Source organism: Streptomyces sp. NPDC044033, from assembly GCF_056434425.1.
Map to the genome: position 1 here is coordinate 187338 of NZ_JBWKFF010000012.1, position 25228 is coordinate 212565.

Here is a 25228-nt window from a genome sequence, read left to right on the forward strand (position 1 = left end):
AGACCGCTGGACCGCCGGGCCGCTGACCGCAACTGACGGGCTCAACAGCCTCAACGAACTCAGACGCACCGAGCCCGTCGAACACGCCGAACGCATCGCCGACGGCCCTGGAAGCGGAAACTCGGAAGCCGCCCGCATCGCCCGCCGAAAAGGTGTGCGCAGGCGCGAACGACCACGACAGAGCCGCCACCACCGTCCCATCCACCCCACAGATCACGACGACCCGTTACCTCACGGTGACCGCCCGCCACACAACTCGCGCACAACGCACACCTGACTTCCGCACCCGGCATCCCATTTGGCAATCTGATCCCCGCAACAGGGGGATTGCACGGGAGGGAAGAGCACCACATGCACACGACGCAAGATCGCGGCCCCGACGCCGCACCTACGCCGGGCGACCCCCGGCTCAGCTGGAGCGCCACCGACGACTCGGTACAAGCGCCCCCGCTGCTGCACCGCCGCGACGGCATCCTGCCCGCCATCGCCGCCGCCCTCTCCGTCCGCGGGGAGACCCTCACCTGCACCGCCGGCAGAGGAGAGCAGCCACCCACGCTCCACCCCCTGGTGCAGGACTACCTCGACACCCTCACCAGCACCCAGCGCGAACGCTTCACCGGGCGCTGCCCCGAAACCGTGCTGCTCTCCCGCTACCTCACCGGTGTGGAAGCGGGCCGCAGCAAACGCGCCTCCCGCAAAGCCCTCTCCCAGGGCGAGGCCCGACGCGCCCTCAAGCACTCCCGCCTCACCGCGCGGCACATCCGCGAGGACGGCGACCCCCGGCACGGCAGCTACGCGGCGCCCTGCCGCTCCTGCGACGCGCTCCTCGCCCACTTCGGCGTACGGACCGTCGACCTCGCCGCCCCGACCACCGACAACGCCAGGGGCTGAACACCGATATGCCGGACATGCGCGCCTTCGAACGCACCGCCGCCACCCGCTTCCCCGCCGCCGTCGACGCCGCCCTCCGCGAAGCGGGCTGGCAGCCCGGCCGCTGGGACATCAAACAGGCCGAACAGTGGGCCGACGCGCTCCGCGCCCACGTCTCCCCCGCCGGACACCGGCACACCGTCTTCCCGGCGGCCGTCGAAGTCTGGGCCGAGTTCGGCGGGCTGCACATCGCCGCCGCCGGACAGGGCCGGCAGATCGCCCCGACCCCCTTCCACATCGACCCCCTGCACGGTCTGCACCTCGCCCGCACCCTCGCCGACCTCGGCCGCGCCCTGGGCGTCGAAGTCAGCCCCCTCGGCGAGGAACCGCACACCCAGGCGCTCCTCGCCGTCGACGCCGAAGGCCGCGTCTACAGCCTCGACCACACCGGCGACTGGTACCTCGGCACCGACATCGACCACGCCATCGGCACCCTCCTCAGCGGAGCCCAGCCCGCCCGCCTCAGCCGCGCCTGACGGGCGGGGCAGGGCAGGCCGGGGCAGGGCAGGCGACGAGCGGGGCGGGGGCAGGGCAGGGCAGGGCAGGGCAGGCGATGAGCGGGGCAGGGCGGGGGCGGACGGCAAGCGCGGACGACGGTCAGCGGGCGACGCGGGCACGCACGTACGCACCACCCGCAAGCGCCCGCCCGGCGTCCGTACGCACCCAAGCCCAGGCCGCCGCCCGTACGGAGCCCCCCGCGCGCGGGGGCGCCGTAGCCCTTCACGCGCGCGGGACGCCCGTATGCCCCCACGCGCGCGGGAAGCACGTACGCCCCCAGGCGCAAGAAATACGGGCGCTCAGCCGGCCCACCTCCCCGAAGTGAACGTCACCACCAGCACCGCCATCAACGGCCCCGCCACGCACACATACGCCTCCTTCACCCAGCGCCACCGCAGGCTCCACACCGCCAGCCCGATCCACAGCGGCCACCACAGCAACGTCGCGCGCGGCACCGACACGTACCAGTACGAGGTCCCCAACGCCCAGAGGCTGAGCGCCATATAGACCGTCTCCGGCCAGCGCCGCCGCCACGCCAGCACGCCCAGCAGCGCCACCCCCACCAGCATCGCGAGCAGCTCCGCCTGGAACATCACCGCGAACCCCGTGTCCTGCACATGGCCGAACGCCGACACCCAGGTGTTGTGCCACGCCTCCCACGGCACATGGAACTCACGATTCCAGCCGCGCTCCTCGGCGTGCTTCCACGCCATCAAGTCGCCGGTACGCGAGTAGAGGTAGCCGAAATAGCCGGCGACGGGCAGGACGGGAAGGGCCAGCCACGGCAGCGACCGCAGCCGCTCCCGCAGCCCCCCGCCGCCCAGAAGGAACTCCGCCACCAGCGCCGCCAGCAGGAACAGACCGCTTATCCGGGTGGCCATGGCCCCCATCGCCAGCAACGACGCCAGCGGCCATCTGCCCCGCTTCGCCGCCAGCCAGGCAGGCAGCGCGAAGGCCAGGAAGATCGCCTCCGTATAGCCCGCCGCCAGGAACACCGCACACGGCGAGAGCAGCAGGAAGAGCACGGCCCGCCGCCCGACGTCCACCCCCTCCCCGGCCACCCCGGTCTCCACGCCGCCGCTCAGATACAGCCGAGCGATACGGGCCAGCGCCACCACCGCGACGGCCCCCGCCACGAACGAGATCAGCAGCCCGGAGAGCGTCCACCCCACACCCACCGAGTGCAGCAGCCGCACCAGCCACGGAAAGCCCGGGAAGAACGCCTCCCGGTTGTCCGGCTGCGCGCTGCCCACCGCTCCCTGCCCGGAGAAATAGCCGAACTCCGCTATGCGCTTGAAATGCCCCCAGTCCCACTGGTCCCAGCGGGATATCCACGACGCCGGCTGCTTCGCCCCCGGGTCAGGGGGAAAGATCCACGCCGCGCTGTACGCGAGAACCCAGACGCCGATCCGGCTCAACAGGTATACGCGCAGCACCGACCAGTCCGCCGGGGTCAGCCGGCGCCACGGGCGGCGCCAGACCCCGGCCCCGGGCTCGTGCGGGCTGGTGGGCCGCAGCGCCTCCAACGACGGTGCAGTGACCATGGGCGAACGACTCCTGACGCAGCGCCCCGAGGACGCGGGAACCACCCGGCGGAAGACCACCGCCGGAGTACGGACAAAGAACATAAGAACAAAAAAGCGAACCAAAGAAACAGGCAAGGGCAAGAACAGGGCAATGGCCGGACCGGCGCTACGGCTCCTCGCCGATCCGCAGAGAGGAAGAGGACGAGAAGGAAGACCCGGAGGAGGCGGTCGACCCGGAGGAGGCAGTCGAGGAAGCGCCGAGAGGCGTCCACGCTCCGGGCGGATGGGACGGATCGGAAGACCGCGTCGAGCTGGGCATGGAAGAGGGCGTGGAAGACGACGACGGCCCCCCGGCCCCGTCCGGCGGCCCCGTCTCGACCCCGCCCGTACGGCCCGTGAACGACGGCGCAGGCCCGCCCGACGGCACCCCGGCCGGCGCCGTACCACCGCCCCCGTCCCCGCCGGCCCGGGACAGCACAGCCGCCAGCGTCCCGCTCCCCCCGCCCACCACCAGACACGCCACCACGGCGAACGCCGCCACCCGACGCTGCCGCAGCCGCCTGCCGCGCGCCGCCACCACCGCCATCGGCACCGGCGCCGCGCCGTCCTGCCCGGCGGCGGCCAGCCCCTTGAGCCCGGCAGCCAGCCGGTCGTAACCGGCAGCGTCGTATCGGCCATCACCATGCCGACCAGAGCCATACCGGCCAGAACCGTCAGACACCGGAAGCCTCCTCGGAGTACGGGTCGCACAACAGCCCGGCGAGCGCCGCCCGGCCCCGCGACAGATGGGTCTTGACCGTCCCGCCGGACAGCCCCGTCTCGGCGGCGATCTGCTCGACGGACAGATCGCACACGTAGTGCAGCGTCACGGTCCGGCGCTGCTGCGGCGACAGCCCACGCAGGGCCTCCACCAGCTCCACCGGACCCGTGTCCGGACCCGCCACCTCCGGCGGCCCGCCATGCCGCCGCCAGGCGTCCTCCGACCGCCGCAGCCCACGCCACCGGCTCACCGCGAGCCGCCACGCGACCTTCCGGATCCACGCCTCCGGAGCCCCGTCCCGCGACAGCTGCCGCCGCCGGCTCCAGCCCCGGACGAACGCCTCCTGAACCACGTCCTGAGCCTCGTGCAGATCGCCGAGCATGACGTAGAGCTGGCCCGTGAGCCGTCTGACCGCGTGCTCGTAGAACTCCTCGAACTCCTCGACGGTCAAACCGGGCTCCAAATCCGTTCGGTCTCACACCGCATACGCACGGGACCCCACGGCCGGTTGACAGCGAATGACAGAAATTTAGGGAAACCAGGACGCGAGCAGAGCGGAGGGACCCACGCCGGCCACTCACAGCACCCGCGACGCCCGCGACGCCCGCGACGCCCGCGAGAAGACGCCTACCCGCCCGTACACCCCACGCTCACGGCGCGCTGTCCGGAATCACCGCGGACACCCGGAAACCACCCGTCTCCGTCTCCCCCGACACGAACACCCCGCCCAACGCCGACACCCGCTCCCGCATGCCGACCAGCCCATTGCCCCCACTCGGCAGCCGCACATCCGCACCCCCGTCCGACGGCCCGTTCTCCACCTGCAACGCGACCTCCGCCTCCCGATGCGCGAGCCGCACCCGGGTCTTCGCCCCCGGCGCGTGCTTGTGCACATTGGTCAGCGCCTCCTGAACGACGCGGTACGCGGTCTGCTCCACCAACGCCGCATACGGACGCTCCACACCCTCCGCCAGCAGCTCCACGACCATCCCCGCCGCCCGCGACTGCCCGACCAGATCCTCCAGATCGGCGAGGCACGGCCCCTCCCCGCCCTCACCCGTAACCAACGTCACACCCGCCACAGCCCCGGCCTGCGCCCCCGACCCCGCCGGACCACCCGAAGCCACCGCCACCGCCGCCGCCAACCGCGCCGGCTCAGCAGCCGACGGCTTCTCCGCCACCTGCCCATCAGGCGTCCTCCGCAGCACCCCGAGCATCTCCCGCAACTCGGTCAGCGCCTGCCGCCCCATATCCCCCACCAGAGCCGCGTTCTTCGACGCCTTCTCCGGATCCTTCACCGCGACCGCCTGCAACGCCGCCGCATGCACCACCATCAACGACACCCGATGCGCCACCACATCGTGCATCTCCCGCGCGATCCGCGTCCGCTCCTCACTGCGCGCCCACTCCGCACGCTCCTCCGCCCGATCCGCGAGCAGCGACAACTCCCGCTCCAGCCCATCCGCCCGCTCCCGCAGACTCTCCACCAACCGCCGCCGCGCCCCGACATACATCCCCAACAGCACCGGCGGCCCGGCCAGCCCCAGCGCCACCAGCACCGAGACCGACACGATGAGCCACACACCCGGCGTATAACCGTCCTGCGCCATGTCCCGGTCAAACCGCACGAAGATCACGATCAGCGTCCCCACCACGGACATCCCCGCCAGCACCGCGATGATCCGACGCGGCACATCCGACGCGGCGAGCGTGTACAACGCCACCACGCCCAACAGGAACCCCATCTGCGCGGGCGTCACGGCGATCGACACCAACACCGCCGCCACCGGCCACCGCCTGCGCAGCAGCATCACCGACCCGGCCAGCGCCCCCACCAGAACACCGAACGCCACCGGCAGCACGGCCTCGCGCGCGAAGCCGACCCCCTCCACCACGCACTCCAGCACCGACGCCAGAGCCAGGCAGACATCCAGCACCAGACTCCGGCGCCGTGCCCACCACCACGGCCCCGTCGGCGCGCCTCGCACGCCCGTTCCTGCGGCTTCCCCCGTTGCGGTCATGCCTTCCAGCGTAAGGGGCGATGCCACCGGTTATCCGTTGCGCGCGGCAGCATGCGGCCGTCTCGAACGCGTACGAAAAGCGATGTATTCATCCGAACTATTGAATCGACCACGCTTTCGCCCTCCTTTGCCCGCACGAACGGCGAGGCTGCGGCCATGACTGACGTACGACGCCGGGAAGGCGACGGGGTGGGCGGCCTGCGCGACGGCTCGGCCTCCTTCGACGAACTGCGGGAAGCTGCCCTCACCCTCCGCAAGGAGGGCCTCAGCCGCAGGCAGATACGCGACCGCCTCAAGGTCAACAACAACGACCTCCTCAACCGCCTCCTGGAAGGCGAACCCCCACCGGAGTGGACCAAGCGCCCGAACGCCAAGGACGACCTACGGGCGAGCGCCCGCGAACTGCGGACGCGGGGCCTGACCTACGACCAGATCCAGCTCGAACTGGGCTGCTCGAAGAGCTCCATCTCCCTCTGGGTCCGGGACCTGCCGAAACCACCCCCGCGCACGAAGGAGGAGGCATCGGCCATCGCCCGCCGTGGATGGGAGGCGACGCTGGCGCGCCGGGAGGCGGAGCGACAGGAGACCAAGCGGGGCGCTACGCGCGAGATCGGCGAGCTGAGCGACCGCGAGCTGTTCCTGATCGGAGTGGGGCTCTATTGGGCAGAGGGCGGCAAGGACAAGGCGTACGACCGTCGAGAGAGCCTGAAGTTCATCAACAGCGACCCCGACGTCATCACGCTCTTCGTGCGATGGCTTGAACTTCTGGGCGTCGACCGTGAGCGCATGCGCTTCAACGTGAGCATCCACGAGACAGTCGACGTGGCGACCGCCGAGCAGTTCTGGGCCCATCATGTCGGCATCGACGTCGCAAGCCTCAACAAGACCTCCCTCAAGCGACACACCCCGAAAACCACGCGGAAGAACACCGATGAGCGCTACCACGGTTGTCTGGCGATCTACGTGACACAAAGCGCTGACCTATACCGTCGCATCGAGGGCTGGTGGTACGGCATAGTGTTGGCAGCAAGGTCGACAGCCTGACGGGATGTCCGGTTTAGGGCCTCATGATCCCCCGTGGTGTAATCAGGCAGCACTATGGTTTTTGGTACCATCTGTCCAGGTTCGAATCCTGGCGGGGGAGCAAGCTGAGTTCGGGTCCTGACCCCCAGGTCAGGACCCTTCCTCGTTTCAGGCCACTTACGCACCGGTATCCTTCGGATGTCCACCACCCGAAGCCGAAGGGCACACCCGTGAGCGCCAACCGCCCGGCAGCCGTCGTCGTCCTCGCAGCGGGTGAGGGCACCCGCATGAAGTCGGCTACCCCCAAGGTCCTGCACGCGATCTGCGGCCGCTCTCTCGTCGGACATGTCGTCGCCGCCTCCCGCGAGCTGGATCCCGAACACCTCGTCGTGGTGGTCGGTCATGCCCGCGAGGAGGTCTCCGCGCATCTCGCCGAGATCGACCCCGCCGTCCACACCGCCGTGCAGCACGAACAGAAGGGCACCGGCCATGCCGTACGCATGGGACTGGAGGCGCTGAGCGACGGCGGTGTCGCGCTCGACGGCACGGTCGTCGTCGTCTGCGGCGACACCCCGCTGCTGACCGGTGCGACGCTGCGGCAGCTCGCCGAGACGCACGCCGCCGACCGCAACGCCGTCACCGTGCTCTCCGCCGAGGTCCCGGACTCGACCGGGTACGGGCGGATCGTGCGCGACGGCGCGAGCGGCGCCGTGACCGCGATCGTCGAGCACAAGGACGCCACGGACGCGCAGCGCGCGATCAAGGAGATCAACTCCGGCGTCTTCGCCTTCGACGCGCAGTTGCTGACGGACGCGCTCGGCAAGGTCCGTACCGACAACAGCCAGGGTGAGGAGTACCTCACGGATGTGCTCGGCATCCTGCGGGAGGCCGGTCACCGGGTGGGCGCGGCCGTGGGCGGTGATCACCGGGAGATTCTGGGGATCAACAACCGGGTGCAGCTCGCCGAGGCGCGCCGGCTACTCAATGAGCGGCTGCTGAACGACGCGATGCTGAGCGGTGTCACGGTCGTGGATCCGGCCAGCACGTGGGTCGATGTGTCGGTCACGTTCGAGCCGGATGCCCTGGTGCACCCCGGTACCCAGCTGCTGGGTTCGACGCGGTTGGCCGCCGGTTGCGAGGTGGGGCCGAATTCGCGGCTCAAGGACACGTCGGTGGGCGCGGGCGCGGTGGTGACGAACACGGTCTCGGACGGTGCGTTGATCGGTACGGGTGCGAGTGTGGGTCCGTACGCGTATCTGCGGCCGGGTACGCAGTTGGGTGTGAAGGCGAAGGCCGGCACGTATGTGGAGATGAAGAATGCCGTGATCGGCGAGGGCACGAAGGTGCCGCATCTCTCGTATGTGGGTGACGCGACGATCGGTGAGTTCACCAATATCGGCGCGGCGAGTGTCTTTGTGAATTACGACGGGCAGGCGAAGCACCACACGACGGTCGGTGCTCATTGCCGTACTGGTTCGGACAACATGTTTGTGGCTCCTGTCACGATCGGGGACGGCGCTTACACGGCGGCGGGCTCGGTCATCACCAAGGATGTGCCCCCGGGTTCGCTTGCGGTCGCGCGCGGCCAGCAAAGGAATATCGAGGGTTGGGTGGCTCGTAAGCGCCCGGGAAGCGCCGCCGCTCAGGCTGCTTCTGTCGCTCGTCCGGATTCTGATGGCGAGTAGTGACCGCAAAGGGGTGCGCCGTGCGGGGCGTACCGTGATAGGCGCGCACAAAATGCCCACCACCCAATTGAGCTGGCAAGGAGACCGTGCTGTGACCGGGATCAAGACGACCGGCGAGAAGAAGCTGATGCTCTTCTCCGGCCGCGCCCACCCCGAGCTTGCCGAGGAGGTCGCTCATCAGCTGGGGGCGCACCTGGTCCCGTCCAAGGCGTTCGACTTCGCCAATGGAGAGATCTACGTCCGTTTCCAGGAGTCGGCGCGTGGCGCCGATTGCTTTGTGATGCAGAGCCATACGGCTCCCATCAATAAGTGGATCATGGAACAGTTGATCATGGTCGACGCTCTGAAGCGGGCTTCCGCCGAGAGCATCACCGTGATTCTGCCGTTCTACGGATATGCCCGGCAGGACAAGAAGCACCGCGGCCGCGAGCCGATCTCGGCCCGGCTGATCGCCGATCTGCTGAAGACCGCGGGCGCGGACCGCATCGTGACGGTCGACCTGCACACGGACCAGATCGTGGGCTTCTTCGACGGGCCGGTGGACCATCTGTTCGCGCTGCCGGTCCTCGCGGACTATGTGGGCGCGAAGGTCGACCGTTCGAAGCTGACGATCGTCTCTCCGGACGCCGGGCGCGTGCGCGTGGCGGACCGCTGGTGCGACCGGCTGGGCGCGCCGCTGGCGATCGTGCACAAGCGGCGTGACAAGGACGTGGCGAACCAGGTCACCGTGCACGAGGTGGTCGGCGATGTGGAGGGCCGGGTCTGCGTCCTGGTCGACGACATGATCGACACGGGTGGCACCATCTGCGCCGCGGCGGACGCGCTGTTCGCGAACGGTGCGGAGGACGTCATAGTGACGGCTACGCACGGTGTGCTGTCGGGTCCGGCGGCCGACCGGCTGAAGAACTCGAAGGTGAGCGAGTTCGTCTTCACGAACACCCTGCCCACCCCGAGTGAGCTGGAGCTCGACAAGATCACGGTGCTGTCGATGGCGCCGACGATCGCGCGGGCCGTGCGTGAGGTGTTCGAGGACGGTTCGGTGACGAGCCTCTTCGAGGAGCAGGGATGACGGTGCCGGGTCGGCGCCTCGCCTGAACGGTTCTCCTGGTCGGCTCTCCCGGTCGGCTCGGCTGACCGTAACGGCTCGGCTGACCGTGTTGCTTGATCGATTTCTGGGCGGCCTCCCCCGCCGGGTAGACTCACGGAGTTGCTCGGCGAGGGAGGCCGCATCCATGAGGTGCGACCGTCCGTTATCGACGCGCTCTTCGTAGCAGGTCTGTCGTGGGCCGGGTGACGCCCGCTGGATCCATCTACTACGAGGAGTCACCATGGCTGAGGTCAAGCTCACCGCCGAGGTCCGTACCGAGTTCGGCAAGGGCGCCGCCCGCCGCATCCGCCGCGAGGACAAGGTTCCCGGCGTCATCTACGGTCACGGCGGTGACCCGAAGCACGTCGCGATCGACAGCCACGCCCTGATGATGGCGCTGAAGACCCCGAACGCGCTGCTCAACCTGGACGTCGACGGCAAGAGCGAGCTGGTCATCCCGAAGGCCGTGCAGCGTGAGGCCATCCGTGGCTTCCTGGTCCACGTGGACTACCTGTCGGTGAAGAAGGGCGAGAAGGTCACCGTCGAGATCCCGATCCACACCGAGGGCGACCTGGCTCCGGGCAGCAACCTGCTGGAGCACATCCTCAACACGCTCCCGGTCGAGGCCGAGGCCACCCACATTCCCGAGTCGGTCACCGTCTCCATCGAGGGTCTGGACGCCGGTCACTCCGTGCTGGCCAAGGACATCACGCTGCCCGCCGGCAGCACGCTGGCCGTCGAGGACGACGCCGTCGTGCTCCAGGTCGTCTCCGCCCAGGCCGAGGCCGCCGAGGAGTCCGCCGAGGGCGAGGGCGCCGAGGCCTGAGCGGTTGCCTCCGGGGAGCTGTCCGGCCCGCGGGCCGGGCGCGCTCCGCGCCGGTAATCTCTTCTCCAGCCGCCGTTCCACGCCTCGGGCGTCGGGACGGCGGCTGAGTGGCTTCAAGGAGACATGCAGATGACGGATGCAGTGGGGCCCTGGCTGATCGTGGGGCTGGGCAATCCCGGCCAGGAGTACGCGGCCAACCGCCACAACGTGGGCTTCATGGTCGCCGATCTGCTCGCGGACCGGATGCGCTCGAAGTTCAAGGCGCACAAGGCGCGGGCGCAGGTCGTCGAGGGGCGGTTCGGGGCGCCGGGCCTGTCGAGCCGCCGGGTGGTCGTGGCGAAGCCGATGTCGTTCATGAATCTGTCGGGCGGCCCGGTGACCGCGCTGCGCGATTTCTACAAGGTGCCGGTGGGGCAGATCGTCGCGGTCCATGACGAGCTTGACGTCGATTACGGGACGCTGCGGTTGAAGCTGGGCGGTGGCGACAACGGGCACAACGGTCTGAAGTCGATGACGAAGTCGCTGGGCCCGGATTATCACCGGGTGCGGTTCGGGATCGGCCGTCCGCCGGGCCGTATGCAGGTGGCGGATTTCGTGCTGAAGGATTTCTCCTCGGTCGAGCGCAAGGAGCTGGACTTCTTGGTGGACCGGGCGGCGGACGCGGTCGAGGCGCTGGTCGTGGACGGTTTGGAGCGGGCCCGGAGTACGTACGGCTCCTGATCCCTCGCACGTTGGCGGGCCCTTCACCGGTCGTTCGGTGAAGGGCCCGCTGTCGTGCTGCGTACGGGGTCGGTCAGCCGGTGTTGCGGAGGCCGGCGGCGACGCCGTTGACGGTGAGCAGGAGGGCTCGGCCGAGTACGGGGTCGGGCTCCTCGCCGCGGCCGGCGGCTTCGCGCTGGCGGTGGAGGAGGGTGACCTGGAGGTAGGAGATCGGGTCGAGGTAGGCGTCGCGGACGTGGAAGGTCTGGCGCAGTTCGGGGTTGGCGTCGAGGAGTCCGCGTTCGCCGGTGATGCGCAGGACTTCGCGGACGGTGAGGGCGTGTTCGGCCTCGATGGTGGCGAAGACGTGCTTGAGGTCGTCGGGTACGAGGGTGTCGACGTAGTGCCGGGCGATCCGCAGGTCGGTCTTGGCGAGGGTCATTTCGACGTTGGACAGGAAGTTCTGGAAGAAGTGCCAGTGTTCGTGCATTTCGTCGATGACGGTGTCGAGGCCGGCTTCGCGGGCGGCCTTGAGGCCGGAGCCGACGCCGTACCAGCCGGGGACGATCTGGCGGGACTGGGTCCAGCCGAAGACCCAGGGGATGGCGCGGAGTCCGTCGAGGCCGGCGCCGCTGTCGGGGCGGCGGGAGGGCCGGGAGCCGAGGTGGAGTTCGGCGAGTTGGTCGACGGGGGTGGAGGCGAAGAAGTAGGCGGGCAGGTCGGGGTCTTCGACGAGTGCGCGGTAGGCGTCGTGGGCGGCGTCGGAGACGGTGTCCATGGCCGCGTCCCAGCGGGCGAGTGCTTCGTCGGACTGCCGGGGCGCGGTGTGCAGGGCGGATGCCTGGAGGGTGGCGGCGACGGTCAGTTCGAGGTTTTCGCGGGCGAGGGAGGGGACGAGGTATTTGTCGGAGATGACCTCGCCCTGTTCGGTGACCTTGATCTCGCCTTCGAGGGTGCCCCAGGGCTGGGCGAGGATCGCGTCGTGGGTGGGGCCGCCGCCGCGGCCGACGGTGCCGCCGCGGCCGTGGAAGAGGCGGAGCCGGACGCCGTGACGGTGGGCGACGTCGCGCAGTCGGCGCTGTGCGCGGTGGATCTCCCATTGGGAGGTGGTGATGCCGCCGAACTTGGAGGAGTCGGAGTAGCCGAGCATGACTTCCTGGACGTCGCCGCGGAGTGCTACGAGGCGTCGGTAGGAGGGGTCGGCGAGCATCTCGTCGAGGATGCGGTCGGCTTCTTTGAGTTCGTCGGTGGTTTCCAGGAGCGGCACGATGCCGATCTTGGCCCAGCCGGCGTGCAGGTCGAGGAGGCCGGCTTCGCGGGCGAGTACGGCGGCGGCGAAGACGTCGTCGGAGCCTTGGCACATGGAGATGATGTAGGACTCGATGACGTCGGGTCCGAAGGTTTCCATGGCTTGGTGGATGGTCTGGAAGACGCCGAGGGTCTTGGCGCCGGCGGCGTCGAGGGGGGCGGGGCTGGGGGCGAGGGGGCGGCGTGAGCGGAGTTCCTTGGCGAGGAGCTTGCGCCGGTAGTCGCGGGGCATGTCGGTGTAGCGCCAGGATTCTTCGCCGAGGCGGTCGAAGAGCTGGCCGAGCGCGTGGTGGTGGGCGTCGGCGTGTTCGCGTACGTCCATGGTGGCGAGCTGGAGGCCGAAGGCGGCGAGCGTGCGGATGGTGCGCTCCAGCCGGCCGTCGGCGATGAGTTCGCCGCGGTGGTCGCGCAGGGAGTCCTGGAGGAGCTGGAGGTCGGCGAGGAGCTCGGGGGTGCCGAGGTAGTCGCGTCCGCTGTGGTGGGATGCTCCGGCGGCGAGGCGCTCGCGGGTGTTGACGAGCTTCTGCCGGATGCAGGTGGCCTTGAGGCGGTAGGGCTCTTCGGAGTTGAGGCGCTTGTAGCGGGGGCTGATCTCGGGGAGGCGTTCGAGGTCTTGCTGGAGTGAGGTGAGGAGCTCTTCGCTGGCGCCGCTGTTGCGGATGGAGTTGGAGAGGGCGGCGCGCAGGGTGTCGATGACGTCGAGGGCGTCGGTGATGCCGTGTTCGTGCTGGAGGATCAGGACGTCCCAGGTGACCTGGGGGGTGACGTTGGGGTTGCCGTCGCGGTCGCCGCCGATCCAGGTGCCGAAGGTGAGGGGGCGGGTGGTGGCGGGGAGGGGGGCGCCGACGCGGGCGAGTTCGGCGGCGAGGTCTTCGAGGACGTCGCCGACGGCGTTGGTGTGGAGTTCGTCGAGGTAGTAGATGGCGTTGCGGGCCTCGTCGGCGGGCTCGGGGCGGACGACGCGGAGTTCGTCGGTCTGCCAGAGCAGGTCGATGTTCTCGGCGAGGCGCAGGTCGGTGCGGCGCTTGTCGTCGGTGGCGAGGGTGTCGAGGAGTTCCGCGATGCGGCGGAGCTTGTTGAGTACGGAGCGGCGGGCCGCTTCGGTGGGGTGTGCGGTGAAGACGGGGCGTACGCCGAGGTGCTCGACGGTCTGCTGGAGGTGCTCGGGGTCGGCGTCCTTCAGCTGGTCGGCGGTGCGGGTGAGGATGGAGCCCTCGGCGGCGCGGCGGGTGCGGAGCTCGCGGCCGCGGTGGACCTGTTCGGTGACGTTGGCGAGGTGGAAGTAGGTCGAGAAGGCCCGTACGAGCTTGGCGGCCGTGTGCAGGTCGGTGGCGCCGAGGAGGCCGGCGGCGGCTTCGCCGTCGGTGCGGGTGAGGGCTCGTACGCGTTCGACGAGGTCGAGGAGTTCGGGGCCTTCCTGGCGGACGAGGGTCTCGCCGAGGAGGTCGCCGAGGCGTCGGATGTCGGCGCGCAGGGCGGCGTTGGTCGCTTCGCCGTTGGGGGTGCCGGTGTCGTCAGTCGTGTCGGTGACGGCGCCGTCGGCGGCTGTACGGGTGTTGTCGGCACTGCTCACGGGGGCGGCTCCTTGCAGTGTTCTGAGCACGTCTGGAGAGGTTGCGGACCGCGCTGTCCGACCTCGACCAGGATAGGTGTCGACGACGCGCGGTCATCCACAGCCCTATTGCCCGATACGCGTGGCCTGCCATACTTACGTAGCCGTAGGTTACGGAACCGTAGCCGTGTGTCGAGCCCCCATGAGGGATGCCATGACTGCAAGCCCCGACGTGATCGAAGACGCGCCGAAGGCCCAGGACCCCACGTTGACCTCTGCCACTCTCGGTGGCGACGACAAGCGGTCGGTGGAGCAGATCGCGCTGTTGCTGTTCATCACTGTTCCGTTTCTGGCCCTGGTCGCGGCGGTGCCCCTGGTGTGGGGCTGGGGTGTCTCCTGGCTGGATCTGGGGCTGATGGTGGCGATGTATTACATCGGTTGCCATGGCATCACGATCGGTTTCCACCGCTATTTCACGCATGGCGCCTTCAAGGCGAAGCGGCCGTTGCGGATCGCGCTGGCGGTGATGGGGTCGTTGGCGGTCGAGGGGCCGCTGGTGCGCTGGGTGGCGGATCACCGCAGGCATCACCGGTTCTCGGACGCGGAGGGGGACCCGCATTCCCCGTGGCGGTTCGGTACGTCGCTGCCGGCGCTGATGAAGGGGCTGTGGTGGGCCCATATCGGCTGGATGTTCGACGAGGAGCAGACGCCGCAGCAGAAGTACGCGCCGGATCTGATCAAGGACGGTGCGACCCGTCGGATCTCGCGCCAGTTCGTGCTGTGGACGGTGGTGTCGCTGATGATTCCGCCGCTGGTCGGCGGGGTGGTGACGTGGTCCTGGCAGGGCGCCGCGACGGCGTTCTTCTGGGGGTCGCTGGTGCGGGTGGCGCTGTTGCACCATGTGACGTGGTCGATCAACTCGATCTGTCACGCGGTCGGGAAGCGGCCGTTCAAGTCGCGGGACCGGTCCGGCAATGTGTGGTGGCTGGCGGTGCTGTCCTGCGGTGAGTCGTGGCACAACCTGCACCACGCCGATCCGACGAGCGCGCGGCACGGGGTGCTGCGGGGGCAGCTCGATTCCAGTGCCCGGCTGATCCGCTGGTTCGAGCGGGCGGGGTGGGCTTATGACGTGCGCTGGCCGGACGCGGACCGTATCGCGGCGCGGCGCGAGCCGGACGCGGCCGCTCCGGCGGGCTCCCGGCCGGCCGGCTCCGAGGCCGCCGGTGACGGTACGGGCGGAAAATCAGGGAAGGGCAAGGCCGCGCAGGCGGCATGATTGAGGCGTGGCGATCGACAGCAGCACGAGCAATGGCAAGGACCGGGCCCCCGCGCCGGGGGGCCGCCGCGCCCGCCGCGTCCGTATGACCGGCAAGGAGCGGCGCGAGCAGCTGCTGGACATCGGCCGTACGCTCTTCGCCGAGCGGGGGTTCGAGGGCACGTCGGTGGAGGAGATCGCGGCCAAGGCCGGGGTCTCCAAGCCGGTGGTGTACGAGCACTTCGGCGGCAAGGAGGGGCTGTACGCGGTGGTGGTGGACCGGGAGATGCGGCAGCTCCTGGACATGGTGACGGGGGCGCTGACCGCGGGCCATCCGCGTGAGCTGCTGGAGCAGGCGGCGTTCGCGCTGCTGGATTACATCGAGACGTATACGGACGGTTTCCGGATTCTGGTCCGGGACTCGCCGGTGGCGCAGTCGACGGGCACGTTCGCCTCGCTGATCAGCGATATCGCGACGCAGGTCGAGGACATTCTGGGGCTGGAGTTCAAGGCCCGCGGTTTCGACGCGAAGCTCGCGCCGCTGTACGCGCAGGCGCTGGTGGGCATGGTGGCGCTGACGGGTCAGTGGTGGCTGGACGTGCGCAAGCCGGAGAAGGCCGAGGTGGCGGCGCACCTGGTGAATCTGGCGTGGCACGGCCTGGACGGCCTGGAGCCCAAGCCGCGCCTGATAGGCCACAGAAGGTCCTGAGAGGGCGGGGCCGCGCCCGTGCGCCCGCGGCGTTCCGCGGGCGCGGGAGCGACCTCGGCGGGGGTGGAGCGCCCGTGCGGCTCGCCCCTCCCCCGCCGGTGGAGGATGTCAGCCGTTCCGCGGCTCCAGGAATTCCAGCCGGTTGCCCACCGGGTCCTCGGCGTAGAACCGCTTGTGTCCCGGCAGGGCGTCGTCCCATGCGGTCGTGACGCCGTGGTCCGCAAGGCGGCGGGCGTAGGCGTCGAGGCCGTGGACGCGGAGGCCGGGGTGGGCCTTCTTCGCGGGCGTGAAGTCCGCTTCGACGCCCAGGTGCAGTTGGACGCCGCCCGCCGCGAACCAGCACCCGCCGCGTGCCGCGAGCGCCGGTGGTTTGGGGATCTCCGCCATGCCCAGGGCGTCCACGTAATAGGCGCGGAGCAGGTCCTCGCAGCCCGGCGGGGCAGCGAGCTGGACATGGTCGAGCGCGGTGATCACCTCGGGCTCCCGGTCCTGGTGCGGGCGATGACGAAGATGCGGCGGAAGGGGAAGACGGTGCCGTGCGGGCCCGTCGGGTACGCCTTGCGGAGCAGGTCGCGGTATTCGGCGAGGAATTCCTCCGTGGCCTCCTCATCGCCCTCCAGCGCGGTCAGTACGGGCCGCAGGGCGGTGCCTTTGACCCAGTCGAGTACGGGGTCGGCGCCGGCCAGGAGCTGGACGTAGGTGGTCTCCCAGACGTCCACGTCGCAGCCGAGGCCGGTCAGCCGCTCCAGGTAGTCGGTGGGGTCGAGGATGTGGACGAAGCGGCGGCCGTGGCCGTCGAGGCGTTCGCGCCACTGAGGGGCGTCGCAGAGTTCGCCGAGTATGCCGTGGCTGGGCGAGGTGAAGTTGCCGGGGACCTGGAAGGCGAGGGTGCCGCCGGGGTGGAGGGCGTCCACCCAGGTCTCGAAGGAGTCGGGGTGGTTGGGCACCCATTGGAGGGCGGCGTTGGAGACGATGAGGTCGTAGGGCTCGTCGGGGACCCAGTCGGCGGCGTCGGCGGGGGCGAAGTCGAGCCGTCCGCCGGCGGCGGTGGGGCCTTCGCGCGAGGCGGCTTCCGCCAGCATCTCGGCGGAGCTGTCGAGGCCGGTGATGTGGGCGTCGGGCCAGCGGTCGGCGATCAGGGCCGTGACGTTGCCGGGGCCGCAGCCGAGGTCGGCGATGCGGGCGGGGCGGCCGGTGGCGGGCAGATCGGGTATGCGGGCGAGGAGATCGTGGAAGGGGCGGGTCCGGTGGCTGGCGTGGCGGAGGTACTGCTGCGGATCCCAGGTTGGTGCGCGGTGCATGTTCGAGCCCCCTTGCAGGTACGGACTTTCCGAAGCGGGACGGCGCTCCCCGCGAACGATGCCCAGCATTCCCGCAAATATATCTTGACGTCAAGAGACTTCATGTCGACAGACCCTCTACACTGATCGCCATGGAGGACGAGGTCGATCGACTGGTCGCAGCATGGCGCCGCGAGCGCCCGGACCTCGACGTGGAACCGCTTGAGGTGCTGAGCCGCGTCTCCAGACTCGCACGCCACCTCGACCGGGCGCGCCGGATCGCCTTCTCCGAGCATCAGCTGGAGCCCTGGGAGTTCGACGTCCTGACCTCGCTGCGGCGCGCCGGGGCTCCGTACCAGCTCTCGCCCGGCCAGCTGCTGACCCAGACGCTGGTCACCTCGGGCACCATGACCAACCGCATCGACCGGCTCGCCAAGAAGGGCCTCGTCGAGCGGCTGCCCGACCCCAGCGACCGGCGCGGCGTGCTGGTCCGGCTCACCCCCGAGGGGCGCGACCGCGCCGATCAGGCGCTCGCCGGGCTGCTCGCGCAGGAGCGCGCGATCCTGGCCGAGCTGTCCCGGCCCCAGCGCCGTGAACTGGCCGACCTGCTACGCCAGCTGACCGCCCCGTTCGACAATATCCCCGGCTAAGTCGACCGGCCCCACCCCGGCCCGGCGGGCCAGCGCCACGGCGGCGAGCGTGGAGTGCACGCCGAGTTTGCCCAGCACGTTCTGCATGTGCGTGCGGACCGTGTGCGGGGAGAGGTAGAGCCGCTCGGCCACCGCCTTGCGGCCCAGCCCCGCGACCATGCAGCGCAGCACCTCGCGCTCGCGCGGGGTCAGCGACTCGACCAGCCGCTCGCTCTCGGTGCGGTGCTTGCGGGCCGCCGTCAGCTCCCGCAACACGCCTGTCAGCAGCGCGGGCGGCAGATGCGTCTCGTCCCGCAGCACGCCCCTGATGACGGAGAGCAGCCGGGAGAGGGAGCAGTCCTTGGCGACCCAGCCGGAGGCCCCGGCCTGGAGCGCCGCCGCCGCCCGGCGCGCGTCGTCGCGCTCGGCCAGCACCACCGTCCGTACGCTCGGCTGCCCGGACCGGACGCCCGCCACCAGCGATATGCCGTCCACCGCGCTGTCCGCGGCCTCCCGGCCCTGGAGGTGCGCGGGGCCCGGTACGCGCGCGACGTCGCTGGTCGCGGCGCCGAGGTCGGCGTCCACCAGCAGCACATCGAAGCGGCGGCCCTCCGCCGCGGCGCGCTCCAGTGAGCGCAGCGCCGCCGGCCCGCTGCCCGCAGCCGCGACCTCCACGTCCTGCTCGGCCGCGAGTGCTGCGGCGAGCGACTCGGCGAAGATGCGGTGGTCGTCGACCACCAGTACCCGAATACGTGCCACAGCCACCCCCATGTCAGATGTCAGTGGATCGCGGAGGGCCAGTGCGGGTACGGCGCCCGGCTCAGGGGTCGCCACCGACGCACGGCCGCCGCCGTGCTGTGACGTCTACCCGCCCCCGGGCGTCGTACCTGCCTGTCTCGCCCCCTGATCGGCGTCGGCCCCCACCGACGCTGTGCATCAGAGTACGTCCGGGGTACGACAACGGAAGGCGAATCACAAAACTGCCCGCTCCCCGTGTTCAGGGTGTGTTCAATGTCCGGTCCTGGGGCGGCGTGCGACGCAGAACGACGCGAATTGATCCGTTCCCGACTCCAAGAGGAGGCCGGGACGGGCGAGTTGGCGGTCTCCCCCGCGCCGCGGGGGCGCTGTCACACGATCCGCCGCGCGCCGCCGCTCGGCACCGCCGGGAACACGCGCGGCGCTCGCCGCCCGGCCGCCGCGAACGAGGCGCGCACCGCCTCGGCCACCGCGTCCGCGTCCCCCTCCGCCACCAGCACGACCGCCGAGCCGCCGAAGCCGCCGCCGGTCATCCGGGCGCCGAGCGCGCCCGCCGCGTTGGCGGCCTCGACGACCTGGTCCAACTCGACGCAGGAGACGCCCAGATCGTCGCGGAGCGAGGCGTGCCCGGCGCTCAGCACAGGGCCCACCGCGCGGGCGTACCCCGCGTCCAGGAGGGCGATGACCTGCTCGACGCGGTGGTTCTCGGTCACGACATGGCGTACGTACCGGCGAATCGTCTCGTCGTCCAACTGTTCGAGAGCAGCGGATAGTTGCGCGTACGGCACGTCGCGCAGCGCGCGCACGCCGAGCGCCCGCGCGCCCGCCTCGCAGCCGGCGCGCCGTTCGGCGTACGCGCCGTCTCCCAGTTCGTGTTTCACACGGGTGTCCACTACGAGCAGGGTCAGCCCGTGGGCCGCCAAATCGAACGGGACGTGGCGCTGGGAGAGGTCGCGGGTGTCCAGGTACAGGGCGTGGCCCTCGGCGCAGCAGGCGGCGGCCATCTGGTCCATGATCCCGCAGGGGACGCCGACGAAGTCGTTCTCGGCGTGCTGCGCGATCCGGGCGATCCGCCGCGGGGCCAGCTCCAGCCCGTACAGGTCGTTCAGCGCGAGCGCGGTGGCGACTTCGAGGGCGGCGGAGGAGGAGAGGCCCGCGCCGGTCGGCACGGTGGATTCGTAGTGCAGGTCCGCGCCGGGGACGGTGTGGCCCGCTTCCTTGAGGGCCCAGACGACGCCGGCGGGGTAGGCGGCCCAGCCGCCGCCGTCCCCGCCCCGGGTCCGGGCCGGCGCGAGGTCGTCGGTGCGCAGCTCGACGACCTTTCCGCCGCCGTCGGCGGAGTGCAGGCGCAGTACGCCGTCCGTGCGGGCGGCGGCGGCCGCGTGGGTGGTGTGCGGGAGCGCGAGCGGCATCACGTAGCCGTCGTTGAAGTCGGTGTACTCGCCGATCAGGTTGACCCGGCCGGGGGCCGCCCAGACGCCGGTGGGTGGGGTTCCGTACACCTCGGCGAAGGCCGTGGCCGCGCGCTCGGCACTCATCTAGTGTCGTTCCTCCTGCTGTGGGGCGGTGCGCTGGGCGAAGGCCCAGGCGTCCGCGACGATGTCGGCGAGGGCGGCGCGGGCAGGGCGCCAGCCGAGGCGCTGCCGGGCGCGTTCGGCGGAGGCGACCAGGACGGCGGGGTCGCCCGCGCGCCGCCCGGCGGTGTGCTGCGGGATGGGGTGGCCGGTGACCGCGCGGACGGTCTCGATGACCTCGTGGACCGAGAAGCCGTTGCCGTTGCCGAGGTTGCACACCAGGTGGTCGCCGCTCCGGGCGGCGGCCAGGGCCAGGAGGTGGGCTTCGGCGAGGTCGGCGACGTGGATGTAGTCGCGGACGCAGGTGCCGTCGGGGGTGGGGTAGTCGTCGCCGTAGACGGAGATCGACTCGCGCTTGCCCTGGGCGACTTGGAGCACGAGGGGGATGAGGTGGGACTCGGGGTCGTGGCGCTCGCCCTGGTCGCCGTACGCGCCGGCGACGTTGAAGTAGCGCAGGGAGACGGCGGCCAGTCCGTGGGCGGCGCATTCGCCGCTGATCATGTGGTCGACGGCGAGTTTCGTGGCGCCGTAGGGGTTGGTCGGCGCGGTGGGGACGTCCTCGGTGATGGGGACGGTGGCGGGTTCGCCGTAGGTGGCGGCGGTGGAGGAGAAGACGAGGGTGCGTACGCCCGCGTCGCGCATGGCGGCGAGCAGTTCGGTGGTGCCGCCGACGTTGTTGCGCCAGTACTTGTCGGGGTCCGCGACGGACTCGCCGACCTGGGAGAAGGCCGCGAAGTGCAGGACCGCGTCGTAGGAGGAGTCCAGCCAGGTGGCGGCGGACTGGATGCGACCCTCGATGAACTCGGCGCCTTCGGGGACGCCTTCGCGGTGTCCGGTGGAGAGGTCGTCGAGTACGGTCACCCGGTGCCCGGCCTCCAGCAGATGCGCCGCGACGACGCTCCCCACATAGCCCGCACCGCCGGTGACCAGATATTTGCTGCTCACTTGCCCGCTACCTCCCGCAGTCGCTCGGCCGCGCGTTCCGGCGGCACATCGTTGATGAACACATTCATGCCGGATTCGGAACCCGCGAGGAACTTCAGCTTGCCGGAAGTGCGGCGGATGGTGAAAAGCTCAAGGTGGAGGGCGAAGTCGCCGCGCGCCGCGGCGGTGAGGGGCGCTTGGTGCCAGGCCGCGATGTACGGCGTGGGCGGCTCCGCCTCGCCGAAGATCCGGTCGAAGCGCCGCAGGACTTCCAGGTAGACCCGCGGGAACTCGGTGCGCGCGTCGTCGTCGAGGGCGAGCAGGTCGGGGACGCGCCGCTTGGGGTAGAGGTGCACCTCGTACGGCCAGTGGGCGGCGTAGGGCACGAAGGCGGTCCAGTGCTCGCTGTCCAGGACGACGCGGCGGCCGTCGGCGCGCTCGTCGGCGAGGACGTCGTCGAAGAGGTTGCGGCCGCCGGTGCGGGCGCGGTGTTCGGTGAGGGAGGCGAGCATGCGCTCGGTGCGGGGGGTGGTGAAGGGGTAGGCGTAGATCTGGCCGTGCGGGTGGCCGAGGGTGACGCCGATCTCCGCGCCGCGGTTCTCGAAGCAGAAGACCTGTTCGACGCCGGGGAGTTGGGAGAGCTCGGCGGTGCGGTCGGTCCAGGCGTCGAGGACGAGGGCGGCCTGCTCCTCGGTGAGGTCGGCGAAGGAGGCGCCGTGGTCGGAGGTGAAGCAGACGACCTCGCAGCGGCCGGAGTCGCCGGCCAGGGAGGGGAAGCGGTTCTCGAAGACGGCGACGTCGTAGTCGGCGGCGGGGATCTCGGTGTGCCGCCCGTCGCGGGAGGGGCAGAGCGGGCAGGCGTCGGCCGGCGGGTGGTACGTGCGCCCCTGGCGGTGGGAGGCGACGGCGACGGCGTCGCCGAGGAGCGGATCGTGGCGGATCTCGGAGGTGGTGGAGATCGGGTCGAGCGGCCGCTGGTCGACGGCGTCGCGGACCGCGTCGTCGCGCGCGTCGTAGTAGATGAGCTCTCTGCCGTCCGCGAGTCGGGTCGCCGTCTTCTTCACCTGGCTTCTCCTCGCCCTGTCCGTGCGCATCGGCCGCTACCCGCGACCTAACAAACATAACCAAACATAATGAACCACGAGCCAACACCATCGTCAACATCACAATCCAACAAAGACACCCAACAGAAGTGTTCATTTTCGGACCGGCTGCGCGTACGTTGCTGTGCGATCAGCGCAGCCCACCGCCGTGTCACCGCCAACCCCCGTGCCATCCGAAAAGAGCACCCCATGCAGAATCTGGCCGAAGGGCTTCGGCTCCCCACCAACGGGCTCGACTACGCCATCCTCGGGATCTACTTCGCCGTCGTCCTCGGCATCGGATTCGCGGCCCGGCGCTCCGTCAAAACCAGCCTCGACTTCTTCCTCTCCGGCCGCTCACTGCCCGCCTGGGTCACCGGCCTCGCCTTCGTCGCCGCCAACCTCGGCGCCACCGAGATCCTGGGCATGGCGGCCAACGGCGCGCAGTACGGCGCGTACACCGTGCACTGGTACTGGATCGGCGCGATCCCCGCCATGGTCTTCCTGGGCCTGGTGATGATGCCGTTCTACTACGGCTCGAAGGTGCGCTCCGTACCGGAATTCCTGCTGCACCGCTTCGGACCGTCCTCGCACCTGCTCTCCTCGATCATCTTCGCCGTGTCGTCCGTGCTGATCGCGGGCGTCAACCTGTACGCGATGGCGATCGTGCTCCAGGCGCTGCTCGGCTGGCCGCAGTGGGTCGCCATCGTCATCGCCGGGTTCTTCGTCCTCGCCTACATCACCCTCGGCGGACTCTCCTCGGCGATCTACAACGAGGTCCTCCAGTTCTTCGTGATCCTCGCCGCCCTGATCCCGCTGACCATCGTCGGCCTCAAGCGGGTGGGCGGCTGGCACGGTCTCACCGACTCGCTCTCCGGATCGCACGGCGACGCCTTCCTGACCGCGTGGAAGGGCACCGGCATCGGCGAGTCCAACCCGCTGGGCGCCAACTGGCTGACCATCGTCCTGGGCCTCGGCTTCGTCATGAGCTTCGGCTACTGGACCACCAACTTCGCCGAGGTGCAGCGCGCGCTCTCCGCGAAGAACCTCAGCGCGGCCAAGCGCACCCCGCTCATCGCCGCCTTCCCCAAGATCTTCATCCCGCTGGTCGTCGTCATCCCCGGCCTGATCGCCCTGGTCATGGAGCCCTCACTGGGCAAGGCGGGCAAGGACGGGCTCCAGTACAACGACGCCATCCCGGTCCTGATGCGCGACCTGCTGCCCAACGGCGTGCTGGGCATCGCGGTCACCGGACTCCTCGCCGCCTTCATGGCGGGCATGGCCGCCAACGTGTCGTCCTTCAACACCGTCTTCACCAACGACATCTGGGGCGCGTACCTGAAGAAGGACCGCGAGGACGCGTACTACCTCAAGACCGGCCGCTGGGTCACGGCCGTCGGCGTGCTGACCGGCATGGGCACCGCCTTCATCGCCTCCTCGTTCAGCAACATCATGAACTACCTCCAGACCCTGTTCTCCTTCTTCAACGTGCCGCTGTTCGTCGTCTTCATCATCGGCATGTTCTGGAAGCGCACCACGCCGGCGGCCGGGTTCTGGGGGCTGCTGTCGGGCACCGTGGCCGCGATGGTCAACTACTTCTGGTTCTACAAGCAGGGCGTCATCTCGATACCGTCCGACCAGGGCGCCAACTTCGTCTCCTCGATCGTCGCGTTCCTCGTCGGCGCCGCGGTGATGCTGGTCGTCACGCTGTTCACCAAGTCCAAGTCGACCGAGTCGCTGGCCGGCCTGGTCTACGGCACCCGGTCGCCCGGCATGACGGAGCTGCCCGCCGAGGGCGACGACGCGTGGTACCGCAAGCCCGCGCTGCTCGGCTGGAGCGCGGTCGTGCTCGCGGCCCTCTGCTACATCCCGTTCTCCTTCTAGCGGCGAGCCCCACCACCAGCCCCGACGAACCGAGGGAAAGAAGCACGCACCATGAGCGACTACCAGCGCGAAGTCGAAGAACTGGAGCGCGAGTCCACCACCGCCGCGCGCCTCTTCGACGTACGGCGCATCATCGGCGGCCTCTTCGTGGTCTACGGCGTGATCGTCACCATCGCCGGGATCACCGCGTCCGACGCCGACATCAAGAAGGCCCAGGACATCAACATCAACCTGTGGACGGGCCTGGGCATGCTCGTCCTCGGGCTCGCCTTCCTGGTCTGGCTCAAGCTGCGGCCGGCCATACCGCCCGCGCCGGACGAGGCCGCGCCGGACGAGGCCGCGCCGGACGAGCCCGCCCACGACGAGGCCGCGCACGGCGACAACTGACCGGGGCCCGGGGCCGCCACGCGGCGAGCGGAGTCAGGACGGCTGTGCCGCGCCCGGCTCCGTCGCGTGGCTCGACGCGTTGGTGGCGGCGCGGTCCAGCAGCCCCGTACGGGCCGCCAGCGCCGCCGCCTCCAGCCGGGACGTCACGCCCAGCTTCATCAGCACCCGCTGTACGTGCGTACGGGCCGTGCTCGGGGCGATGCCCATGCCCGCCGCGATCAGCCGGGTGTCCTCCCCCTCCGCGACCCGCATCAGCACCTCCACCTCGCGCGGCGTCAGCATGTGCAGCAGCCGCGCACCCTCGTCGTCCGGCTGCGCCGCCGGATTGAGCAGCTCGGCGAAGGCGTTCTGGAGCAGCTGCGGGTCGATCGCGGCCTCCCCGGCACGCGCCTTCACCATGGCCCGCTCGACGCCCTCTATGCGCTCGTTGTGCCGCACATAGCCGGAGGCGCCGGCCGCGAAGGCCGCCGCGATCCCGTGCGGGCTGGGCACCGGGCCGAGCACCACCACCGCGACCTGCGGCCGCTCGCGTTTGATCCGTACGATCGGCTCGAACACCCCTGGTTCGGCGGGCGTCGCCGTGCCCAGCAGGCACACCTCCGGCGCCCTGCTCACCACCAGTTCGGCCGCCCCGGCGCTCGGAGCAGCCGCGGCCAGCACTCTGTGCCCGCGCAATTTCAACGCCGAAGCGAGCGCCTCGGCCAGCAGACGGTGATCGTCGACCACCATGAGCCGCACGGCCATGACCTACCCCCCTGTCCCCCCAAGAGACCTACGTACCGGCCCTTCCGGCCTGCCCGGCTCCCTCCCCTGGTCGCGTTCGCGTACGTCTC

Annotated in this window: 24 protein-coding genes and 1 tRNA gene; 14 read left to right on the forward strand and 11 right to left on the reverse strand. The window is 70.2% G+C overall.

Annotated features, from left to right (window positions below):
• The first annotated feature begins 351 nt into the window (after positions 1-351).
• Positions 352-891, forward strand: coding sequence for a YwqJ-related putative deaminase (locus AC07AB_RS22185; RefSeq protein ID WP_478569511.1), 540 nt, complete (start codon positions 352-354; stop codon positions 889-891).
• 17 nt (positions 892-908) lie between these two features.
• Positions 909-1406 carry an SUKH-3 domain-containing protein gene (locus AC07AB_RS22190; RefSeq protein WP_478569513.1) on the forward strand — a complete coding sequence of 166 codons (498 nt, stop codon included), beginning with the start codon at positions 909-911 and terminating at the stop codon, positions 1404-1406.
• Between the two features lie 321 nt (positions 1407-1727).
• Here the strand turns inward: AC07AB_RS22190 and AC07AB_RS22195 are convergent, their stop codons facing one another.
• Positions 1728-2972: a mannosyltransferase family protein gene (locus tag AC07AB_RS22195; RefSeq protein ID WP_478569515.1), complete on the reverse strand. Its 1245-nt coding sequence runs from the start codon at positions 2970-2972 to the stop codon at positions 1728-1730.
• 311 nt (positions 2973-3283) lie between these two features.
• Between AC07AB_RS22195 and AC07AB_RS22200 the strand changes: the two genes are divergently transcribed.
• Positions 3284-3610, forward strand: coding sequence for a hypothetical protein (locus AC07AB_RS22200; protein WP_478569517.1), 327 nt, complete (start codon positions 3284-3286; stop codon positions 3608-3610).
• Between the two features lie 57 nt (positions 3611-3667).
• On the opposite strand, the gene AC07AB_RS22205 is transcribed toward AC07AB_RS22200, so the two are convergent.
• The gene (locus tag AC07AB_RS22205; RefSeq protein WP_478569519.1) at positions 3668-4165 is read right to left on the reverse strand and encodes a SigE family RNA polymerase sigma factor; all 498 of its coding nucleotides are present in this window, start codon (positions 4163-4165) and stop codon (positions 3668-3670) included.
• Positions 4166-4364: 199 nt separating this feature from the next.
• Complete coding sequence (locus tag AC07AB_RS22210; RefSeq protein WP_478569521.1) at positions 4365-5735, reverse strand: sensor histidine kinase; 1371 nt, start codon at positions 5733-5735, stop codon at positions 4365-4367.
• Between the two features lie 156 nt (positions 5736-5891).
• Here AC07AB_RS22210 and AC07AB_RS22215 point away from each other — a divergent pair, with 156 nt between their 5' ends.
• The 6 genes from AC07AB_RS22215 (at position 5892) to pth (ending at position 11076) form a co-directional block, all read left to right on the forward strand.
• The gene (locus AC07AB_RS22215) at positions 5892-6779 is read left to right on the forward strand and encodes a hypothetical protein (protein WP_478569523.1); all 888 of its coding nucleotides are present in this window, start codon (positions 5892-5894) and stop codon (positions 6777-6779) included.
• Between the two features lie 27 nt (positions 6780-6806).
• Positions 6807-6879: transfer RNA gene (locus AC07AB_RS22220), tRNA-Gln, on the forward strand.
• A gap of 109 nt (positions 6880-6988) precedes the next feature.
• The gene (glmU, locus tag AC07AB_RS22225; protein ID WP_478569525.1) at positions 6989-8443 is read left to right on the forward strand and encodes a bifunctional UDP-N-acetylglucosamine diphosphorylase/glucosamine-1-phosphate N-acetyltransferase GlmU; all 1455 of its coding nucleotides are present in this window, start codon (positions 6989-6991) and stop codon (positions 8441-8443) included.
• 91 nt (positions 8444-8534) lie between these two features.
• The gene (locus AC07AB_RS22230) at positions 8535-9512 is read left to right on the forward strand and encodes a ribose-phosphate diphosphokinase (RefSeq protein ID WP_478569527.1); all 978 of its coding nucleotides are present in this window, start codon (positions 8535-8537) and stop codon (positions 9510-9512) included.
• A 259-nt stretch (positions 9513-9771) separates the two neighbouring features.
• Entirely contained in the window at positions 9772-10356 is a 585-nt protein-coding gene (locus AC07AB_RS22235) for a 50S ribosomal protein L25/general stress protein Ctc (protein WP_478569529.1), read from the forward strand.
• Positions 10357-10485: 129 nt separating this feature from the next.
• Positions 10486-11076 carry an aminoacyl-tRNA hydrolase gene (gene pth, locus AC07AB_RS22240; protein WP_478569531.1) on the forward strand — a complete coding sequence of 197 codons (591 nt, stop codon included), beginning with the start codon at positions 10486-10488 and terminating at the stop codon, positions 11074-11076.
• Between the two features lie 73 nt (positions 11077-11149).
• Here pth and ppc read toward each other — a convergent pair whose 3' ends face one another.
• Complete coding sequence (ppc, locus tag AC07AB_RS22245; protein ID WP_478569639.1) at positions 11150-13837, reverse strand: phosphoenolpyruvate carboxylase; 2688 nt, start codon at positions 13835-13837, stop codon at positions 11150-11152.
• Positions 13838-14129: 292 nt separating this feature from the next.
• Between ppc and AC07AB_RS22250 the strand changes: the two genes are divergently transcribed.
• Together AC07AB_RS22250 and AC07AB_RS22255 are read left to right on the forward strand one after the other, a co-directional pair.
• Positions 14130-15191 (forward strand): acyl-CoA desaturase, encoded by a 1062-nt coding sequence (locus tag AC07AB_RS22250; RefSeq protein WP_478569641.1) that lies wholly within the window; start codon positions 14130-14132, stop codon positions 15189-15191.
• A gap of 7 nt (positions 15192-15198) precedes the next feature.
• Entirely contained in the window at positions 15199-15879 is a 681-nt protein-coding gene (locus tag AC07AB_RS22255; protein ID WP_478569533.1) for a TetR/AcrR family transcriptional regulator, read from the forward strand.
• Positions 15880-15987: 108 nt separating this feature from the next.
• On the opposite strand, the gene AC07AB_RS22260 is transcribed toward AC07AB_RS22255, so the two are convergent.
• Positions 15988-16353, reverse strand: coding sequence for a VOC family protein (locus AC07AB_RS22260; RefSeq protein WP_478569535.1), 366 nt, complete (start codon positions 16351-16353; stop codon positions 15988-15990).
• A complete protein-coding gene (locus AC07AB_RS22265; RefSeq protein WP_478569536.1) occupies positions 16350-17180 on the reverse strand; it encodes a trans-aconitate 2-methyltransferase in 831 nt (276 codons plus the stop codon). The genes AC07AB_RS22260 and AC07AB_RS22265 overlap by 4 nt, the downstream gene beginning before the upstream one ends.
• Before the next feature lie 131 nt (positions 17181-17311).
• Between AC07AB_RS22265 and AC07AB_RS22270 the strand changes: the two genes are divergently transcribed.
• The gene (locus tag AC07AB_RS22270) at positions 17312-17809 is read left to right on the forward strand and encodes a MarR family winged helix-turn-helix transcriptional regulator (RefSeq protein ID WP_478569538.1); all 498 of its coding nucleotides are present in this window, start codon (positions 17312-17314) and stop codon (positions 17807-17809) included.
• Here AC07AB_RS22270 and AC07AB_RS22275 read toward each other — a convergent pair.
• The 4 genes from AC07AB_RS22275 to galT form a co-directional block, all read right to left on the reverse strand.
• Positions 17768-18547, reverse strand: coding sequence for a response regulator transcription factor (locus tag AC07AB_RS22275; RefSeq protein WP_478569540.1), 780 nt, complete (start codon positions 18545-18547; stop codon positions 17768-17770). The genes AC07AB_RS22270 and AC07AB_RS22275 overlap by 42 nt on opposite strands.
• A gap of 368 nt (positions 18548-18915) precedes the next feature.
• Positions 18916-20082: a galactokinase gene (gene galK, locus AC07AB_RS22280; protein ID WP_478569542.1), complete on the reverse strand. Its 1167-nt coding sequence runs from the start codon at positions 20080-20082 to the stop codon at positions 18916-18918.
• On the reverse strand, positions 20083-21063 hold the full coding sequence (gene galE, locus AC07AB_RS22285) for a UDP-glucose 4-epimerase GalE (RefSeq protein WP_478569544.1): 981 nt from the start codon (positions 21061-21063) through the stop codon (positions 20083-20085).
• Positions 21060-22106: a galactose-1-phosphate uridylyltransferase gene (galT, locus tag AC07AB_RS22290; RefSeq protein ID WP_478569546.1), complete on the reverse strand. Its 1047-nt coding sequence runs from the start codon at positions 22104-22106 to the stop codon at positions 21060-21062. Before galT ends, galE begins: the two co-directional genes overlap by 4 nt.
• 228 nt (positions 22107-22334) lie before the next feature.
• On the opposite strand from galT, the gene AC07AB_RS22295 reads away from it, so the two are divergent.
• On the forward strand, positions 22335-24008 hold the full coding sequence (locus AC07AB_RS22295; RefSeq protein ID WP_478569548.1) for a sodium:solute symporter family protein: 1674 nt from the start codon (positions 22335-22337) through the stop codon (positions 24006-24008).
• Between the two features lie 51 nt (positions 24009-24059).
• Positions 24060-24395 (forward strand): hypothetical protein, encoded by a 336-nt coding sequence (locus tag AC07AB_RS22300; protein WP_478569550.1) that lies wholly within the window; start codon positions 24060-24062, stop codon positions 24393-24395.
• Between the two features lie 33 nt (positions 24396-24428).
• Here the strand turns inward: AC07AB_RS22300 and AC07AB_RS22305 are convergent, their stop codons facing one another.
• Positions 24429-25139, reverse strand: coding sequence for a response regulator transcription factor (locus AC07AB_RS22305; RefSeq protein WP_478569552.1), 711 nt, complete (start codon positions 25137-25139; stop codon positions 24429-24431).
• Positions 25140-25228 lie beyond the last annotated feature (89 nt).

Excerpts from the sequence above, each read along its gene's own strand:
- AC07AB_RS22185 (WP_478569511.1), top strand. The coding sequence starts at position 352 with ATGCACACGACGCAAGATCGCGGCCCCGACGCCGCACCTACGCCGGGC.
- AC07AB_RS22190 (WP_478569513.1), top strand. The coding sequence starts at position 909 with ATGCGCGCCTTCGAACGCACCGCCGCCACCCGCTTCCCCGCCGCCGTC.
- AC07AB_RS22195 (WP_478569515.1), bottom strand. The coding sequence starts at position 2,972 with ATGGTCACTGCACCGTCGTTGGAGGCGCTGCGGCCCACCAGCCCGCAC.
- AC07AB_RS22210 (WP_478569521.1), bottom strand. The coding sequence starts at position 5,735 with ATGACCGCAACGGGGGAAGCCGCAGGAACGGGCGTGCGAGGCGCGCCG.
- AC07AB_RS22215 (WP_478569523.1), top strand. The coding sequence starts at position 5,892 with ATGACTGACGTACGACGCCGGGAAGGCGACGGGGTGGGCGGCCTGCGC.
- AC07AB_RS22235 (WP_478569529.1), top strand. The coding sequence starts at position 9,772 with ATGGCTGAGGTCAAGCTCACCGCCGAGGTCCGTACCGAGTTCGGCAAG.
- pth (WP_478569531.1), top strand. The coding sequence starts at position 10,486 with ATGACGGATGCAGTGGGGCCCTGGCTGATCGTGGGGCTGGGCAATCCC.
- AC07AB_RS22250 (WP_478569641.1), top strand. The coding sequence starts at position 14,130 with ATGACTGCAAGCCCCGACGTGATCGAAGACGCGCCGAAGGCCCAGGAC.
- AC07AB_RS22265 (WP_478569536.1), bottom strand. The coding sequence starts at position 17,180 with ATGCACCGCGCACCAACCTGGGATCCGCAGCAGTACCTCCGCCACGCC.
- AC07AB_RS22270 (WP_478569538.1), top strand. The coding sequence starts at position 17,312 with ATGGAGGACGAGGTCGATCGACTGGTCGCAGCATGGCGCCGCGAGCGC.
- galK (WP_478569542.1), bottom strand. The coding sequence starts at position 20,082 with ATGAGTGCCGAGCGCGCGGCCACGGCCTTCGCCGAGGTGTACGGAACC.
- AC07AB_RS22295 (WP_478569548.1), top strand. The coding sequence starts at position 22,335 with ATGCAGAATCTGGCCGAAGGGCTTCGGCTCCCCACCAACGGGCTCGAC.
- AC07AB_RS22300 (WP_478569550.1), top strand. The coding sequence starts at position 24,060 with ATGAGCGACTACCAGCGCGAAGTCGAAGAACTGGAGCGCGAGTCCACC.
- AC07AB_RS22305 (WP_478569552.1), bottom strand. The coding sequence starts at position 25,139 with ATGGCCGTGCGGCTCATGGTGGTCGACGATCACCGTCTGCTGGCCGAG.